The sequence below is a fragment of the Exiguobacterium sp. K1 genome (genome assembly GCF_033721435.1).
Lineage (GTDB): Bacteria > Bacillota > Bacilli > Exiguobacteriales > Exiguobacteriaceae > Exiguobacterium_A > Exiguobacterium_A artemiae.
This window is the reverse complement of sequence record NZ_JAOTIT010000002.1, coordinates 313,529-331,590: the sequence shown is the minus strand read 5'-3', so window position 1 is coordinate 331,590 and position 18,062 is coordinate 313,529. Positions and strand designations below refer to the sequence as shown.

Here is an 18,062-nt window from a genome sequence, read left to right as displayed (position 1 = left end):
AAAAAGAATCACTCGCTTCACGCCACTCCTACAGGAAAAAGCGCATTTTGCGCTGTCAGAGACAAACAAGCCAGTTTCCCTGCCTGAATGAGGCAGGGAAACTGGCTTGTGTCTCGCCTGAGGAAAGGGCGTGAGAAGACGAGTGATTCTTTTTTGAGTCAGCCACTTTTTTAAAATTAAACGGAAAGTAAAATCACTGCGTACTGCGCATGAAATCCTGGTAGGCATCAAAATCATGATAGACGATGGCGCTTGGCGGCAGGGAGCTGTTCATCGTTTGATTGACGAGCTGATTGAGCGCAGTCCGTGTCTTTCCGTAAAAGGTGATGCTTGGTGTTTCCGGAAGTTCCGTGAATTCCAGGGCGTACGACAAACGATGTTGATGACTGGCGGCGTAGAGCGCATCAGTCATCGTAATCGCAGCAAGTCCGTTTCCACCGCTGTAGACAGTCCGGTAACTCATCAATGTGACTTCATCTGCCAACTCCATCGCCCATTCGCTGAGCGGTTGTCCGGAAGCATCCGGCACGGTATGGAACCAAAACGGCAGGAACAGTTGCAACGGGAGCTGTTGTGCTGTGCTGACATCGTGAAAAGCTGTCAGCAGACGTTGATAAGAGGAGATGACGGCTGACTGATCCGTTTCCCAGGCCGGTAAGGCATAAGGCTCGAGATCGACACTAATGCCATCGGGACGTTCCATCGTTTCTTGAAGATAGACATTGATCCAGGCTAACGGATCTTCGACGTTCGGCCGATTCGTCGTCCCTTCATTCGTAATCCATGCAGGCTGACCGAACAAGAAATAGACTTCGATGCCGGCAAGATGGGCTTTTTCAACGAAGGTGCGGTAGAGAGTTCGGTCACCCTCAACAGCGACATGCAGGTAGACACGTTTCATCTGTCTGTTTGCCAGCTGTGTGACTTTCGTTGAAATTTGTTTCGCTTCAGGAATGGACCACATCACGGTATGACGCGTGACGGCGACGGCTGCTTCGGTTCTAACAGGTAGAAGCGTCGCAGCCATCGTAAGACAAATCAAACTGAGGATGAAGCGTTTCATATCGTTCACTCCCTATATTAAGTTATCTTATTATCGGTCGTCCAGCGTGACTTGAATATAAGCCAATAGTCCGGGAGTCCTTTGAATCAGTTCAAATCCTAGACATTTTACTTTGTGAAGTGTATATTAGAAGTTGTTGAATTAAATAGGAATTACCAATAAAAAGGAAGTGATGCCACAATGCCATTGTGGAAACGAAATTTAGTCGTTGTTTGGATCGGTAGTTTTTTAACTGCTGCCGCGTTAAGTTTAGTCTTACCGTTTTTGCCCTTATTCATTGAAGAACTTGGTGTCCATGGACGCCAGGAAATCACGACCTGGTCCGGCGTAGCATTTGGTGCGACCTTCCTCGTCGCAGCGATCGTGTCACCGATTTGGGGACGTTTGGCCGATAAAAAAGGACGGAAGTTGATGTTACTGCGGGCAAGCCTCGGGATGTCGATTGTCATGTTCCTGATCAGCTTCGTACAGGATGTCTATCAACTCGTCTTCTTACGACTTGTCATGGGTGCCGTCTCCGGATTCATCTCTGCCGGAATCACCATGATTGCCTCACAAACCCCGAAAGAGAAAAGTGGCTGGGCGCTCGGTACATTATCAACCGGTGGGATTGCCGGCGGATTACTTGGACCTCTGATTGGAGGATTCCTTGCCGATATGGTTGGGCTTCGACCCGTTTTTCTCTTTACGAGCATTCCGCTCTTCCTGACGTTCCTCGTCACGTATTTCTTCGTCAAAGAGGACTTTGTTCCCTTACAAACGAAGAAAATGGCGTCAGCCAAAGAAATCATCCAGTCGTTACGTCATCCTGAACTGATTTTAAGTCTGTTCCTGACAACGTTCCTGATTCAATTCGCGGCACAATCGATCAGTCCGATCCTATCCCTGTACGTCCGGGAACTCAGTCCCGGTACGGAACGATTGGCCTTGCTGTCCGGTATCGTCGCGTCGGCTCCCGGGATTGCGGCCTTGATTGCCGCCCAGCGGCTCGGTCGGTTATCGGATAAAATCGGGGCGGAACGTGTTCTGTTCTTCGCCTTGCTGATTTTCGCCGCGTTCCTCATTCCGCAGGCGTTCGTGACGGATACAAGCCAATTGATCATCTTACGGATGGGCATCGGCTTTGCGACCGCCGCTCTGATGCCGTCAGTCCAGACGCTTCTCCGGAAACATACGCCGGCGAATGCCTCCGGGCGGATCTTCGGTTACAACCAGTCGGCCCAGTTCATGGGGAATTTCCTTGGGCCACTGGCGGGTGGTCAGATTGCCGGTCACTTCGGTTTTGAAGCATTGTTCCTGTTCACCGGTCTGATCGTCATCACGAATGCGGTGCTCGAACGGACACAAACGGCTGTCCTCAGTAAAAAACATTCATGATGCATACGAAAAAGGCTGTTTCGATTTTTATCGGAACAGCCTTTTTGATGTAGCAACGTCAGGATAACATAAAGAATTCATCGAGCTTCAGCTGCTCGGATGTCTCGAGCGCCTTCATGATTTGTCCCGACTGAGCGCGGACTTTATAGTCGGCCGAATAATGGAACAATCCGTTATCGAGTTCGGTCACGGCGAGCGGCTCGATCAGTGTTTTCGGATGGATAATATCCGTCAATTGAAGCGACAGTTCAATTTGATGGTCGACCGGCAAGCGGATTGACGCATAAAAATGAACGGACCGGTTCGTACTGCGGGTGATGAGGATCGGGGAAGCCCCGACGTTGACATCCTTTCCGTTCAACCGGGTGATCGAGATGAGACCGTGCAGAGACGGCAATGGTTTTTTCGGTGACTTCTTCAACGATTCGACCGGCTGCAGGACACCCTGTTTCAAAAGCGGACGTAACGCTTCGATACCGACGGGACGGCTGAACAGGTACCCTTGAACGGCGTGGCATTCCAAGTCCCGAAACTGATCGAGCTGGTGCAGTGTCTCGATGCCCTCGGCGACGACAGACAGTTGAAACTCTTTTGCCAGATAGACGATGCTTTTGATGAGCGGAACCGGACGGTCGTCTTCTTCGAGGCGGGCGACGAACGACCGGTCGAGTTTCAGACTGCTGATCGGATGCGTTTGAAGACTGCTCAAAGAAGAGACGCCGCTTCCATAACCGTCGAGAATCAGCTGGATGCCTAACTGATGCAGCTGCTGCAACGTCTCTTTGACGAACTCACTTTCATGCAACAAGGCGTTTTCTTGAAGCTCGAGTTGCAGGTACCGGGCCGGGACGTGATAGCGGTGCAGACACGTTCGAACCGTGTCGACGAAATCACGATGCAGCAGTTGCTTCGAAGACAGATTGATTGAAAGCGGGACGACCGGACTTTGCTGTTGCAAAAGGGACTGGATTGTCCGGCAGACCGTCTCGAGCACCCATTCACCAATCGGCAGATAACAATGCCCTTCCTCTGACAACGGGATGAAGTCTTGCGGCGGAATCCGTCCCCACTCGGGATGGTCCCAGCGAATTAAAGCTTCACAGGCTAAAATCTGCCCGCTCCAAATATCGACCTTGGGTTGGTATTCGAGAAACAGCTCATCCTGCTGGATCGCATTCCGCAGACTCTGTTCCAGCTGATGACGGCGGTAGATTTCAAGATCAAGCTGGGACGTATAAAATTCGTAAGCGGGTTGTGCTTTCAATTTGGCGCGGGACAAAGCCCGACTGGCAGTATGCAACAGCTCGGTAGCCGTTGTCTCGTCATGTTGAAACGGACTGAGACCAATCGCGAGATCGGCCGCCAGTTCATAGCCTTCGATTTGAATCCGGGTCGTGTTCAACGACAGCAACTCGAGACACATCGCTTTCAGGGCGACTTCGTCAAACGGTTGTGTCGACAAGGCGGCGTAATGGTCACCGGTCAGCCGGGCACAGTAAAGGTCCGGTAATGTTTCCGTTAAGTAGCGGCTCGTCTGCCGCAACCATTGATCGCCGATATCGTAGCCGATTTGTTCATTGATGCGATGCAACTGATTGAAATCAAGCGATAAAATCGTAAAGGAATGGTCGGTCCGGATCAGATGCTCGACTTCTTCGAGGAATAACGTCCGGTTCGGCAGTCCCGTCACTTGATCGTACAAAGACAGTTTCCGGATATCTTCCTGTTGCTCGAGACTGGTCCGGTCGGACGTACGCTCCATTTCCATTTTACCAGTCGGTTTTACGACAGACTGAAAGAGAAAACTGAACAGCTCCTCGGAACCTTCTTCGGAGCGGAGTCCGTGACAGGACACTTCTTGTGAATAGTCGCGTGTCTGATTCATTCGCAAGGTACAGACGGCAGTCGGTTCTCCGGCCTGAAGGGATGTCAGCTGTTGCTTGAAGCGTGACCGGTCATCAGGATGGATTTCAAGTAAAAATTCATCGTAATCAAGTGAAGCGAGCCGATGTTGCGAGATGTCCAGTAACGTGGCGAAATGAGCCGATAAATTCAGCCGGTCCCGTGTCGCTTCGTATTCCAAAAAAGCCAGACCCGGAAGTGATGCCGTCAGCTGTTCTTTCGCCGACAGCCGGTTATGCTGAAGTCGCAGCTGAATATGCTGGGTGATGTCCCGGGCAATTCCGTAGACACCGATGATGACGTGGTTTTGATAGATAGGAATGTTCGTGACATTCATTGTCAGGCGATGACCGTCGTGATGGGCGACTTCTGCCGTGAAGTGGACAGTTTCGCCGCTTAAAGCCCGCTGTTTGATCGGAGCGATTCGCTTTGCTTCAGCCGATGTGATGAACTCACTGAAGTGCTGGTGCTGAAGTTTTTTCCCACCGTAGCCGAGCAACAGGGACAGTTTTTGATTGTAGGAGACGATTTGTCCTTCTAAATTCAAAGTATAGACTGCATCGGGATGATTTTCGAGAAAGTGGGTCGCGTCGACCAGTTGTTTAAAATCCAGGGAACCGTTGATGAAGGATTCTGTGTTCTTCTTTTTGAAGAAGGGCATGATCTCACCTCATTTAGTGTCATTATAGCTTGATTATAACAATTTATGGTATTTAGACATATCGTGTCTGTTGAAAAATAAGCAAATGTTTTTGAACGAATGGGGTAGGCCTTTCGATTCATCTACGCGATTCATTACCTTATTTTGAAAAAAACATCGAATTTCTGAAAAATTGACCGATATACTTAAGGAATAGAATTGAACAATAAGTCAATGAGGAGCCAACACATATGTTACGAGGAATGTATACGGCGTCTGGTGCGATGCAGGCGTTACAACGGCAGCAAGAGATGTTAAGCAATAACCTGGCCAACGCCCGGACGCCGGGCTTCCGGGCCGATCAGGCGTCCCTCCGGACCTTTCCTGAGATGATGATTCAGCAGTCGGGCGTCAATGAACAATCCGGTGTCCGCTCCCGCGGAACAGTCGGGAAGCTCGCGACGGGTGTGTTCATGCAGGCGGCGACACCGAACTTCGCTCTCGGTTCGATCACAGAGACGGGGAACGCGACCGATCTGCAAATCAGCTCGCTTGAAGGAGCAGCCCTGTTTACGATTCGGCATGCAGATCCCGCGACCGGCGAAGAGGAAACACTCTATACGACGAATGGTCAATTCGCCGTCGGACAGGACGGTCTGCTCCGGACGACGGAAAATGATCTTGTCCTTGGTGACGACGGTCAGCCGCTGAACGTCGTTAATGAAGATTTCGTCGTCAGTGCGGACGGTGCCGTCACGGACGGAAACGGTCAAGCCATCGGCAACCTCGGTCTGGTCGTCACGAATCAGCCGGAAACGCTTGAGCGGACCGGAAATGGTTTGTTCCGGTCACCGGACGCCTTGAATGCCGGTGCCGTCAAAGTCGACCAAGGGGTACTTGAACTCGGGAATGTCGAAGTCGAACAGACGATGACGGAGATGAACGCCGGTCTCCGCCAGTTCGAAGCCAATCAGAAAGTCATCCAGGCCTATGACCGGACAGCTGAAAAAGCAGTCTCGGAAATCGGACGCGTCCGTTAATCAAGGAGGAAGTTCATGCAATCACTTTATACATCCGCCAGTACGATGGCTCAGCTCCAAAAGCAGCTCGATACGACCGGACATAACTTGGCGAATGCCAATACGAACGGCTACAAACGGCGGGATTCCCAGTTCAATGAACTGCTCGTCCGTAACCTGAACAATCAACCGGCAGGACTGACGACGGGACCGCTGACGACACCTGCTGGCCTGCGCCTCGGCGTCGGCGGATACGTCGCGAATGAAGCGACACGTTTCGCAACCGGGACGTTCCAAAATACCGGACGGAAGCTTGACGCAGCCCTCAGCAATCCACACCATTTCTTTGGTGTGATTGATGCGGACGGCGTGACGAAGTTTACACGTGACGGTAATTTTGAATTGTCCCCGCAAGCGAACGGTCAAGTCCTGTTGACGGATGATGCCGGACGATCGGTCATCAATCAGGCGAACGAACCAATTACATTCCCGGACAATGCGACGTCCATCGAACTGAACAAAGATGGCAACATCACCGGCGTCCTGAACGGGGAACGACGTGTTCTCGCCCGGATCGGTGTCGCCGATATTCCGAACCATGGTGAATTGACCGATGTCGGAGGCGGTCTCTATACGACGGCAGGACAATATCAGAATGCGACGGGAAATCCGTTGACGGTTGGAACGCTTGAGACCTCGAATGTTGATATGGCGACGGAGATGACGAACCTGACGCAGATTCAGCGGGCGTACCAGTTTAATTCAAAAGCCTTGACGACATCGGATCAGATGATGGGAATCGTGACGTCACTGAAATAATGTTGAATGGTGATCTATGAACAGGATTTCTAGAAAGAGCGGACAGAAGCGATGAAAATCGGATGCTGTCCGCTCTTTTTGACGTATGCTGCAGGAGTCAAAAGAAGGGACGAGTTGTTTGATCTTCGATATTAGAAGATCAAACAGGGTAATAGTTATTAAATAGGAATATGTCATGTACTAGTTTTTTTGAATATTCACTATTCGAGTTGGATAAGTGAATGGAAGGGCGGCACATATGATTACTCATGAGAGAGCCTTATTCGTTCGTCAGTGTGTCTTCGATTATTACCAGCGGCTTGAAATCGACTGTCAAGTGACCATCTTTACGGAACAACCATTACAGTTATTATTGGATTTCGATTCAAGAAGAGAAGAATTATTTACGCCCCGGCGCCGAAGTCATTCCTGCCGAGACATTCGTTCGCATCTTTCATCGACCTTCGATGAGTCGTATACGCATATATATATGACGAAAGCTCCATTTTCATCCATGACGCGCTATTGTCTGTTAATTGTTTGATGAATGTGTTAATGATGACTCCATGCCCTCTTAGATGCGTGAGACGAGTCAAACATTGCTTCGTCAGTTGATTTAATGGATAAAAGTGATGGCTTACCCCACCAGGAATAGGCGAGACTACTTCCGTTATAAGAACCGGGAATAGTCTCGCCTGATTTTGGTTGCTCCAGGGTTACCGCTGCTTTAATGATAGATACACAGCTGCCATGTCTTCGTCGCCGTGGCCACTTTCCAAGGCATGCTGATACTGCGTCTGTGCTGTCGCTGCCAGTGGCAGGTCGAGCGTCAATCGTTTCGCTTCTTCCGTGATCAAACCGAGATCCTTTGCCATCAAGCGGAGCGGAAACGCAGGCGGGAACTGTTCGTCCCGGTACATCGTCTGTTTCCCTTGGAAGAGCGGTGTGTTCATTCCGGATGCTCCGATCAGCTGAATCAGCTTCTCTTTGTCGAGTCCGGCCCGTTCGCCGAGCAACAGCGTCTCGGCAACACCTTCCCCGACAAGTGCGAGCAGGAGGTTGATGGCAAGTTTGGCCGAACTCCCTGTTCCGTGAGCACCGAAATGAATGCTTTCCTTACCGAGAATTTCGAAGTAGGGACGACAGGCGGCAATCGTCTGTTCGTCTCCGCCGAGCAGCAGGACGAGTTGACCGGCTTCCGCGACCCCGACGGATCCGGAGACAGGTGCTTCGAGATACGTTGCGCCGGCCTGTTCGATCCGTTCCGCAAAGGACACCGATTGTTCCGGTGAAATCGTACTCAAGTTGACGAGGGTTTTCTCCGACAGCTTACTTGCCAGCAGACCGTTTTCCTGTTCGAAGACGGCCGTGATGGCAGGACCATCCGCGAGCATCAGAAAGATGATGTCCGATTGTTCGACGACGGCGCGGGGCGATTCGAGCGCGACAGCCCCTTCTTTGACGAGAGACTCCGTCTTCTCGACCGTCCGGTTATACACGTTGATCGGATGCCCGGCTCGTCTGAGACGTAACGCCATCGGCACTCCCATATGACCTAATCCAATCCAACCTAATGCCATGTCTAAAACTCCCTTCGTTTTTCAGCTCTTCTCCTAATACCCGTCCTGCCGTAGTCCGTAACCTGACAAAAAAACGTGCCCTTGTCGAATGACAAAGGCACGTCAGTTTATTCTTCATACGTGAGGATGGTCGAGATGACCGCAATCGGGAAGCGGATCGTAAACGTCGATCCGTCACCGATCGTCGACTCGACATCAATCGTCCCGTTATGGTGCTTGACGATTTCCTTACAAATCGACAGGCCAAGTCCGGTTCCGCCGATTTTCCGCGTCTCCGAATTGTCGACCCGGTAAAACTTATCGAACAACTTCGACATCGCTTCTTGGGGAATCCCGATTCCCTGGTCACGAATCGTGATTTCCGCAAAGCCGTCGTGGTTTTCGATGCGAATCGCGACGTTCCCGCCATCCGGTGAATACTTGATCGCATTGCTGAGAAGGTTGTTCAGCAACTGTTTGATTTTTTCCGCATCTGCATCAATCATGATCGGTCCGACAGCTTCAAACGACAATTCGTGCGTCGTATGGGAAGCGTCATGGAAGTCAATCAATTCTGCCGCCAGCTGAACGACATCAAACGTTGCCATCTGATAACGCTGTTCACTGGATTCCATCCGCTGGACATCGAGGAAATCGTTGACGAGTGTCGTCAGACGTCCCGTTTCCGAGTGGATCGTCGTCAAGTACTTGCGTTGTTTCGGCGGATCGATTTCCCGGTTCAGCATCAGTTCCGTAAAGCCGTAAATCGAGGATAACGGTGTCCGCAGTTCATGCGAGACCGTCGAGACGAACTCTTCTTTCATCCGGTCCGCTTCCGTCTCTTTCGTGACGTCGCGCAAGACGAGCATCGTACCGACCCAGACCTGATTGATCTGGATTTTTTCCGCGTAAATCTGGATGTAGGCACTGTGTGAACGGATCGAGACGAGAAGACTGTCTTTCGGCAGGTTCTGTTCGACGATTTGTTCGATATACTGTTCAAACGGTTCCGGTTCATCGATGATGGCGGAGAGTGCCGACATCGCCTGGCGGAACGAGGACAGATTACTGTCGTCCTGGTACTCCGTCTGGACTTCCGGGAACAGTTTCATCAACGGTTCGTTGACAAGCAGTTCGTCGGATTCGTGTTCGATGTAGACGACGGCTTCCCGGATCGAGTTCAGGAGTTGGCCGGTCTTATTTTTCTCGTGCATCATTTTTTCATAAATTCCCATCCGCATCAGTGAGAGGGACAACTGGTGCGAGAACGACAGAATGTCACCCATCTGTTCCGGTGTGAAGGCATCCCGGTACCGGACGAGGTAGACGCAGGCGATGATCTGTTCTTCGTTCGGATCAAGGATCGGAACGGCAACCTCATACATATAGTACGGATACGGCAACGGACTGTCATGAGCAACTTGTTTTGACGAATGGACCGGTCGTTTTAAGACGCGGGCCCGGTGGAACAACGATTGATCGTCCTTGACGAGCTGACCGACCATCTCTTCCGTCATCCCGTACTCAATCGTCGAGCGGACGTCATGCTGGTCGAGGAACAGCAGGGCACCGATTTCCGAGTGGGTGATGGCGACGAGTTTTTCGATGATTTCCGGATACGCCGTCAGCGTCTCGCGTGACGCGAGTGTCTCCGTCAGTTCATTGCGGTATTTCAGATGCTGTTCGCTGCGCAACGTGATTTCGAGTGCTTCTTCGAGCTCCTCCTGTTGCGCCTGCAACTCTTCTTGCTGGGCGACGAGCTCTTCCTGTTGCGCTTGTAACTCTTCGTTTTTCGCCAGCATATGGACTTTATTGTCGGCGATCGAAGTCGCCATCCGGTTAAAGGATGTCGTTAAGATATACAGCTCATCCTGACGTTTCGGTAATGGAATCGTGTTGATGTCCTCTCCGCTTGCGAGCAGGGCACTGTCACGGGATAACGTGTTAACCTGCTTCGTCACCCGGCTGATGAACGGTCGCACGAGCAGTAACAGGATGATAATCAGGACGACGAGATTGGACAGCCAAATGAACTGAGCGACCCGCATCTCACCGAGCAGGTTCGTTTTCGCTTCCGTCTCTTTGTTTTGAATCAAGTTTAAGTAATTGTTCAGCAATGTATCGATGCCGGCAGCATCCGTATCTGTCGTCAGTTGGCTGTTGGAGCCTTTTAACGTGCCGTTCTCATTAAACAAATCATCGCCGTTTGATAAGGAAGCAAGGGTTTTTGGAACAAGGAATGTCTCGTCGATTGATCCGTCGTTCTTACCGGCGACATACTCCGTCAACAGCGGAAGGGCGGTCCCGAAGTAATCGTCATAAAGCGTCCGGGTCGCGACCGCATATTCCTTTCCTTGTTCGTAAATGGCATTTTTTTCGAACCAGGTCGTCAAACGATTGATTTCCCGCTGATTCGCTTTGATCGTATCGAGTATTTCTGGTGTACCGAACAGCACATACGATTTCACATTGCTCTGCACAAGTGTCCATTCGTTGGCTAATGTATTGGCATTCGTCCGGCGTTCCCGTAAATCATCGAATGTGGCATTCGTCTGGTCAATCTTTCGTTCCGTATAAGTATAGACGATCGCTGACGTCAGACTGAGCGCGATGAAAACCATATAAAAGGCAAACATCAACTGGCGACCGATTTTTTGATTAATCCATTTCACTTGTTTATCCTCCGTATGTTATTTTCTAAGGTTCAAAGAATTAATCCAGTATTTTTATCTTACTTAATAAAACAGGCATTCATCAAACTTTAACACGCAAAGATGCAAAAAAGATATTTTAATTACTGGATTTAAAGAATGAATACAACACAAGCGACATTTTATGAAGGAATCGAATAAACAATCCTTCAACTATTTTTTGAAAATAAGGATTAGAAGCATCGGGATAAAGGGAATCTAATGAAGGAGAAGTCCTCATTTTAATCATAAGGAAGTGACAAGATGCAAAAGATGTTCGAAAACAAATGGTACCGCGGTGCCTGGTGGATCATGACGCTGCTGATTATCGTCTGGATCGGTAATCATGTGACGTTCTTGTTCCGGCCGATTGCGATTTTACTGCAGATGGTCGTTCCGCCGCTCGCAATTGCCGGTATTCTGTATTATGTCCTGCTACCGATTGTCGAGCTGCTCGAGAAGAAGATGAAACGGCGCCCGGCCGTCATTCTCGTTTTGCTCGGACTCGTCAGTATCCTGACGGCGCTCGGGTTCATCTTCGGTCCGATGCTATCGGATCAGATTACGGAATTCGTCAATTCGATTCCGACACTCGCTTCCCAGTTCCAGCGTCAGCTGATTGATGTCCGGGATCAACTTGAAAACAGTGCCTTCTTCTCCCGGTTCCTCAGCGGACAGGATGATCTGTTTAATAAGTTTTCCGGGAATGTTTCGGAGTATGCCTCGACCTTCCTGAAAAACATCGGAACCGGTGTCGGCGGGTTCGTCAGTGTCATCACGACGACGGTCGTGACGATCGTCATCATTCCGATCATGTTGATCTACATGTTGCTTGACGGGGATAAGCTGAAAGGCAATCTCGTTAAGATGATGCCGTTTGAGTACCATAAAGAAACGAAAAAAATTCTGCATGACGTCCACTTGACGATCATGAGTTACATCCGCGGCCAGGTCATCGTCAGTATCGGGGTCGGCATCATCGCTTATATCGGTTACTTGATCATCGGTATCGATTACGCGCTGTTACTCGCTTTGTTTGCGACGTTGACGAACATCATCCCGTTCCTCGGTCCGGTCATCGGCGTCGTACCCGCCTTGATCGTCGGGTTCATCCAGGATCCGATTCTTGCGATCTATGCGGTCATCGTCATGACGGTCGCGCAACAGATTGATTCGCACATCATGTCACCGCTCGTTCAAGGGAAGACGCTTGATGTCCATCCGCTCACGATCATCATCGTCCTGCTCGTCGCCGGAAACATCGCCGGATTCTTTGGTGTACTGCTCGGTGTTCCGTTCTACGCCGTCATGAAGGTCGTCATCCTGAACATCCGTCGTCTGTATCACCTGCGGTCGCAAAAGAAGATGGTCATCGCAGAAGACGATAAGACATTTAATACGATCGTGACGACAAAAGACTGACTTTTGAATTTTGCCGGCAATTCCGTCATACTGAGAACGTAGTCGATTGTGTCACGAAAGGGGTATGTGTCAGATGGATCAACGTCACGTAGAAGAACAGGCTGATTTATTGGCCCTCCAAAAGTTTCAGCACAATTTCGAAAATAGTCTCAAGTCGAGTGTCATCTATATCCTGCGGGATGGAGCATTGACAATCGGGGAGATTGAACAGCGCATCGATCAGTCACACGGTCAGATTCTTGAGCAGTTGCAGGAACTGATTGAAGACGGACTCGTCTTACAGCAGATGTCGGAAAAAGTCCACGGACTCGCGTATTCCTTGACGGGACCGGCGGAAGAACTCGTCCGGCAATTCAAGGAATCGATTGCTTGGAGTAAACAACATATCACTTATTAAGGAAGTTACCCCTGAGCAATGGCTCAGGGGTTTTTCGTTATTACAATTGTGAAAAAATGTATAATTATTGAATCGAAACCGACATAATGAAAGCAACAGCATTGACGTCAGAGTAGGAGAGAAGGAATCGGAGTGAAAAAAACAATCCTATTGTATGTCCTGATACCGGTATGCGTCATTTTTGTCATCGTCAAGTGGGTTATTCCCGTCGTCGGGTGGGAACAGGACTCTGAACCGATCGAGCCCAATCCGATTCCAGTCATGCAAAAATGGGATGAAGGTCAATTGAAACAATTTGATCGGGAAAACCGGGTCGGAATTCAGTATACACTCGGTGGACTGGAAGTCGAAACGTTAGCGATGCAACAGCGGGAGACAGTCCGGACGACACCCTTGTTACGAGTGCTGGTCTCAAAAGAAAAACTGGTCCAAGTCGGAACAGGGGCAGATCGATTACTGGCTTTGACTGTAACGATTCAAAATCAATCGGACGATTCGATTGAAATATCGAACAAACTCGGAGAGTATGAAACGAACAGTAAAAGAACTGCCATTTTGCATGAGAAACACCCGCTTGTCGGCACGTACCGTGCAGGAGAAGAACGGACAGGCGTCTTATTCATCAAGACAGAACAGAAAGAACTGACAACGGGACATCTTGATTTACTGTACAAAACACAATCAGGTGAAAAACAACTGCGTGTTTCGTTGAATCAACAAAAAAACTGACCGGCTCCTATGTACTGGAGTCGGTCAGTCGGATTATTTTTGAACGGCACTGAACGCTTCTTCGGATTCAATCCCGGCTTTGTTGACAGCCGTGATGATGAAACGTCCGGTTGTATCTTGCGGTAACGGGAAGGCTTTTCGTTCGATTGATTCCGTCGAACCAAGTTTTTTCCGTTTTCCGTCTTGTTCCTGATAGATGTTATACGTGACGACCTCATCATCAGTCGAGGCATACCAGTTCACGAATCCACCTGAGACACGGACATTCGTCGCTGGTTTTGGCGGCGTTTTGACCGGGTCGGATGCCTTTTGATCCAGTTCGGTGAAGACGACGAGACGGTTGTCGTACGTGCCTTCATTTTCATCATACGTCCCGATACATGTGATCAAGTTCAGGTTTCGCTGATCAGAAGCACCAAAGATTTTTTCGAGCGGTGCATCAAGGTGACCGTACTCGACCAGTTTTTTAACGCGGAAGACAAGGTTTCGTCCTGATTCATCCTTGATGTTGATTTTATCGCCTTTTTTGAGTTCGTGTAGCTGATAAAAGACAGCGGGACCGGTCTTGGTATCCGTATGCCCATCGATGACGGCGTTTCCGACATCACCCGGACGGGGACCGAACTTATACCACCCGACTTGTTGTTCATTTTTCGGCGTCCCCATGGCACCTTTTTTATCAAGACCGACTTGTTCGATGTTCGTTTTGACCTTGAGTGGATCAATCGTCAATGTTTTCGGCAATTCGACCTGGTTCGTCGACAGACTCTTGAATTCTTTTTTAAAGATTTCAGATGGTTTGAGTGGGTCTTCCTTTGTCTCGGAAGATGCCGCAGACTCAGTTTTGACATCGCCTTGCGTGATATTCGTTTTCGGTTCCTTCGTGTTTCCGATCAGTAGAAAAATTAACGTACCGATTGAAACGAGCATCAACAGGATGCTGACCGGTAATAACCATTTTTTCAAGACACGTCACTCCTTTCCGAGACAAAGCCTCTTACACAGAAAAAGGATAGTGCCGAGGCGCTATCCTTTTTAGTATACCCGAATTCTTATGCGTTTTGACGTTTGCGTGCGAGCACGATTCCAGCTGCGCCGAGTGCGAGACCGAAGAGTGCGATCGCACCAGTCGTTCCAGCTGTGTTGTTGTCGCTCATGCCGCCGTTACCTGTGTTCGGCATTGAACCTGGTGTACCATCCATGAATTTCTCAGGTGATTGTTTGACGATCGCTTCACCGAGGTTTTCACCGACGCCGTACATGTAAGCATACGACTCACGGAATGTGTCAGCTGATCCTTTGTAGTCGCCTTCGACATACTGCATGAACGTATCTTGGACGTATGTCTCATGACCAGAGACTGCTTCTTGTGCTGCTTTTGTCGGAAGATTCTCTTCTGTTGCCGCTCCGAGGAACGCACCGAAGTCATTCGAGAACATTTTGAGCATGTCTTGTGCATCACCCATCAATTTCTTGTCGTCGTTGATGGCTGCTGTGACGAGGTTCGCTTGTGCTTCGATGTGGTTTTTCGTCCAAACTTGCTCGAATTGATCCGCCCCCGCTTGGCCGTAGACCGATTTCATAGCCGCTTTGAAGTCAGCTGTGTGCATGTCTTCTGCCCAGTTTGCTGCATCGTAGTCTTTCGCTTGATCGACACCAGCTGTCATGCTGATGTTGGCAAGTGCCACGTGCTCAGCTGCAAGGCTGTTGAGTGTTGACCGGAGGTCAGCTGCTTTTGTATCAGCTTTCGTGTTGTCGAACTTCTCAGGCATCTGTGTTGTAATCGCAACAGAGAGTGCTTTTGAAATATCATACATGCGGCTGTAACCTTCACGGAACGTGTTGTACGATCCTTCGTAGTCACCAGCTGCATATTGTTGGAATGTTTTATAGACGTCTGCTTCATGGGCACGGAGAACTTCTTCCGCTGCTGCCTTCGGCAGTTTACCTTCTGTTGCAGTGTCGAGGAAGCTCGAGAGATCTTGAACGAACTCTTCTGTTTCTGCTTTCGAAGCATTGATGCCGTCTTGATCGTCCGCTTTTACGGCTTTGACGAGATCCGTTGTGTATTTGTTGTGGTCAACGAAGATTTTTTCGAATTGTTTTGCGCCTTCGTCGCCGTAGACAGAAGCGATCGCCGGTGTCATGTCGAGTGCGTTCTGTTTAAGTGCTGCTTCATAATATTTTGCATCTTTTGATCCGTCATATTGTTTTTTCATGTCCATGACGGCAAGCACGAAGTGCTCAGAGAGTAACTGATCGAGTGTTGCACGGAGGTCAGCGGCTTTTGTTTTGACCGTGACGTTCTTCGCGCTCTCCTCATGTTTCATGTCGTCTCCGCCACCGGAAGCGAATGCTGCCGTTCCTGGTAATACGAGTGCTGCTGCCATTGCTGTTGCTGCGAATTTTTTCGTGTTTTTCATCTTGTCTCATCCTCTCAAATTTGGGTGTTATCTACTTTGTATCTGGTAGTTGTTGTCTGTATCGTTCTGAACAGCATACGCACCCGGATTTAAATTGGATTGAAAAATCGAAAAAGATTTTTAAAAAAAGACCGGACTGTTCTGTTTCTTCTATATATACAAAATGTAAAACTTTTTTTACAAGTTCATCGTTTGTGCATGTTACACTTAAAAAAAGAACCGTTTTGTAGCTGAACTGCAACTATTTAATACCAGGTACTAATATGCTATACTGTTCTTTAGACTGAACCAATGAAAGGTGATCAAGATGGTACAAAATCAAGCCGGAACGGACCAACCGACCCGTGAACGTCTGAAACGTAATCAACAGGTCAAGAACGAACAGCCGCAAGAACAGGAACCGAAGCAACGTAAAAAATTACGTCAGTATTCTTCACGTCGCGTTCCGATTATTGTTCGTTTGTTGATCATTGTTCTTCTTATTGTCGTTGCGTTAGTGATCGGCGCAATGGTTGGATATGCGACACTTGGTGGTGGCGAAGCGATGGATGTCCTCAAGCTCGACACTTGGACCCGCATCACCGATTTTTGGACACAATCTTAAATTAACCAGTGATTGGAGCTGCGCTATATGTATACGATCGAACAAATCAAGGAAGTCATTCCACACCGTTATCCTTTTTTGCTCGTCGACCGGATTCTCGAAGTCGAGGAAGGAAAGCGGGCCGTCGGCATTAAAAATGTCACGGCGAATGAAGAATTTTTTAACGGCCATTTCCCGGATTACAACGTCATGCCCGGTGTGTTGATTGTCGAGGCGTTGGCGCAAGTGGGTGCCTTTGCTGTTCTGAAGATGGAACAAAATCAAGGTAAACTGGCCTTTTTTGCCGGAATCGAGAATTGTCGTTTCAAGCGTCAGGTCGTTCCCGGTGACCAGCTCCGACTGGAAGTCGAACTGACGAAACTGCGTGGACCGATCGGTAAAGGGCGTGCCACAGCAACAGTCGATGGGGAAGTCGCCTGTACTGCTGAACTGACTTTCGCAATCAAGTGAATCTGTGATGAAGCGTTTGCTGATTCCCTTGGCAATCTCGCTGCTTGTCATTCCCGGTTGTCAGCGTGCTGACGAGGTGGAGACTGCTTCCCCGACGGTCATCATCGATCCTGTCACACGTGCTGGACAAACGGAAAACATCTCGGCTCAGATTTCAGCAACGGACAACGATCGAATGCGTCTGACGATTCGGACAGCAAACGACATCCGGCTTGATGACCAACAGGTCGATATTCGACTGGATGTCGCCAATCAGTCGATTCCGTTCCCCTTCGTTTCGTTTACGGCGAAAAAGATGGGGGAAATCAGAACGTACACGTCGGATACGACGATTGAAAAAGAAGTTTTCGATGAAAACCGCTTGCCGGTCCTCATCATCGATGCCGGCGCCGGACGTGGAATTGAAATTCCGCTTGAAGTCGTCCGTTAATGGAAAAGAACCATACGATAACCAGTTGTTCCCCGGTTATCGTATGGTTCTTTTTTTGTTTTTAAGAGAGGGTAACAGGGGAAAAAGAATAATATCGTTTACGTAGTCATCACTTTAAAGGGGGAACTATAATATGCATGAAGCACACCAGGAAGCTTTAAAGACACTCGAAGCCTGTATCGTCGCCTGTAACACTTGCTTTGACGCCTGTCTGAATGAATCCCACGTTACTCATATGACGGATTGTATCCGTCTTGACCGGGACTGCGCCGACATTTGCAGCCTGCTCAGCCAGGCAATCGTCCGAAACAGTCCAAACGTCGCCGTGCTTGCGACGGCCTGTAAGGAAATCTGTTTAGCCTGTGCCGAAGAATGCTCGAAACATGATCATGATCACTGTCAAAAATGTGCTGCAGCCTGTGAAGCGTGTGCGAAAGCCTGTGATTCACTTGTGTAATCTCACGACTGACCCTTTTTGAGGGACAGTCGTCTTTTTTCTTGAACAAATTTCGGAAATCAGGTGGTTTATTTTCCCTTTATTGTTTAAAATCTAGGTAAC

At 49.3% G+C, this 18,062-nt stretch carries 16 protein-coding genes; 10 read left to right on the top strand and 6 right to left on the bottom strand.

The window, feature by feature from the left end:
* Positions 1-193: 193 nt before the first annotated feature.
* Positions 194-1,063 carry a hypothetical protein gene (locus N7U64_RS06940; protein ID WP_318928998.1) on the bottom strand — a complete coding sequence of 290 codons (870 nt, stop codon included), beginning with the start codon at positions 1,061-1,063 and terminating at the stop codon, positions 194-196.
* Positions 1,064-1,243: 180 nt separating this feature from the next.
* Between N7U64_RS06940 and N7U64_RS06935 the strand changes: the two genes are divergently transcribed.
* A complete protein-coding gene (locus tag N7U64_RS06935; RefSeq protein WP_318928995.1) occupies positions 1,244-2,440 on the top strand; it encodes a multidrug efflux MFS transporter in 1,197 nt (398 codons plus the stop codon).
* A gap of 58 nt (positions 2,441-2,498) precedes the next feature.
* Here the strand turns inward: N7U64_RS06935 and N7U64_RS06930 are convergent, their stop codons facing one another.
* Positions 2,499-5,003, bottom strand: a complete 2,505-nt coding sequence (locus tag N7U64_RS06930) for an EAL domain-containing protein (RefSeq protein ID WP_318928993.1) — start codon at positions 5,001-5,003, stop codon at positions 2,499-2,501.
* A 230-nt stretch (positions 5,004-5,233) separates the two neighbouring features.
* Between N7U64_RS06930 and N7U64_RS06925 the strand changes: the two genes are divergently transcribed.
* Both N7U64_RS06925 and N7U64_RS06920 read left to right on the top strand, forming a co-directional pair.
* The gene (locus N7U64_RS06925) at positions 5,234-6,022 is read left to right on the top strand and encodes a flagellar hook-basal body protein (RefSeq protein WP_318928990.1); all 789 of its coding nucleotides are present in this window, start codon (positions 5,234-5,236) and stop codon (positions 6,020-6,022) included.
* A 15-nt stretch (positions 6,023-6,037) separates the two neighbouring features.
* The gene (locus N7U64_RS06920; protein WP_290828375.1) at positions 6,038-6,820 is read left to right on the top strand and encodes a flagellar hook-basal body protein; all 783 of its coding nucleotides are present in this window, start codon (positions 6,038-6,040) and stop codon (positions 6,818-6,820) included.
* Between the two features lie 695 nt (positions 6,821-7,515).
* Here N7U64_RS06920 and N7U64_RS06915 read toward each other — a convergent pair.
* Positions 7,516-8,379 (bottom strand): NAD(P)-dependent oxidoreductase, encoded by an 864-nt coding sequence (locus tag N7U64_RS06915; protein ID WP_318928987.1) that lies wholly within the window; start codon positions 8,377-8,379, stop codon positions 7,516-7,518.
* 107 nt (positions 8,380-8,486) lie between these two features.
* Positions 8,487-11,030: an ATP-binding protein gene (locus N7U64_RS06910; RefSeq protein ID WP_318928986.1), complete on the bottom strand. Its 2,544-nt coding sequence runs from the start codon at positions 11,028-11,030 to the stop codon at positions 8,487-8,489.
* Between the two features lie 282 nt (positions 11,031-11,312).
* Between N7U64_RS06910 and N7U64_RS06905 the strand changes: the two genes are divergently transcribed.
* The 3 genes from N7U64_RS06905 (at position 11,313) to N7U64_RS06895 (ending at position 13,596) form a co-directional block, all read left to right on the top strand.
* Positions 11,313-12,470 (top strand): AI-2E family transporter, encoded by a 1,158-nt coding sequence (locus N7U64_RS06905; RefSeq protein WP_290828369.1) that lies wholly within the window; start codon positions 11,313-11,315, stop codon positions 12,468-12,470.
* Positions 12,471-12,543: 73 nt separating this feature from the next.
* Positions 12,544-12,867 (top strand): winged helix-turn-helix transcriptional regulator, encoded by a 324-nt coding sequence (locus N7U64_RS06900; RefSeq protein ID WP_290828367.1) that lies wholly within the window; start codon positions 12,544-12,546, stop codon positions 12,865-12,867.
* 132 nt (positions 12,868-12,999) lie between these two features.
* Positions 13,000-13,596, top strand: a complete 597-nt coding sequence (locus tag N7U64_RS06895) for a hypothetical protein (RefSeq protein ID WP_318928983.1) — start codon at positions 13,000-13,002, stop codon at positions 13,594-13,596.
* A 33-nt stretch (positions 13,597-13,629) separates the two neighbouring features.
* On the opposite strand, the gene N7U64_RS06890 is transcribed toward N7U64_RS06895, so the two are convergent.
* Both N7U64_RS06890 and N7U64_RS06885 read right to left on the bottom strand, forming a co-directional pair.
* On the bottom strand, positions 13,630-14,562 hold the full coding sequence (locus tag N7U64_RS06890) for a class F sortase (protein WP_318928982.1): 933 nt from the start codon (positions 14,560-14,562) through the stop codon (positions 13,630-13,632).
* A gap of 86 nt (positions 14,563-14,648) precedes the next feature.
* A complete protein-coding gene (locus N7U64_RS06885; protein WP_188005036.1) occupies positions 14,649-16,019 on the bottom strand; it encodes a copper amine oxidase in 1,371 nt (456 codons plus the stop codon).
* 307 nt (positions 16,020-16,326) lie between these two features.
* Between N7U64_RS06885 and N7U64_RS06880 the strand changes: the two genes are divergently transcribed.
* The 4 genes from N7U64_RS06880 (at position 16,327) to N7U64_RS06865 (ending at position 17,960) form a co-directional block, all read left to right on the top strand.
* Complete coding sequence (locus tag N7U64_RS06880) at positions 16,327-16,623, top strand: DNA-directed RNA polymerase subunit beta (protein ID WP_290828359.1); 297 nt, start codon at positions 16,327-16,329, stop codon at positions 16,621-16,623.
* A 27-nt stretch (positions 16,624-16,650) separates the two neighbouring features.
* Positions 16,651-17,073 carry a 3-hydroxyacyl-ACP dehydratase FabZ gene (gene fabZ, locus N7U64_RS06875; protein ID WP_012371522.1) on the top strand — a complete coding sequence of 141 codons (423 nt, stop codon included), beginning with the start codon at positions 16,651-16,653 and terminating at the stop codon, positions 17,071-17,073.
* Between the two features lie 7 nt (positions 17,074-17,080).
* Positions 17,081-17,503, top strand: coding sequence for a hypothetical protein (locus N7U64_RS06870; RefSeq protein WP_012371521.1), 423 nt, complete (start codon positions 17,081-17,083; stop codon positions 17,501-17,503).
* A gap of 133 nt (positions 17,504-17,636) precedes the next feature.
* On the top strand, positions 17,637-17,960 hold the full coding sequence (locus N7U64_RS06865) for a four-helix bundle copper-binding protein (protein ID WP_290828355.1): 324 nt from the start codon (positions 17,637-17,639) through the stop codon (positions 17,958-17,960).
* The last annotated feature ends 102 nt before the right edge of the window (positions 17,961-18,062 follow it).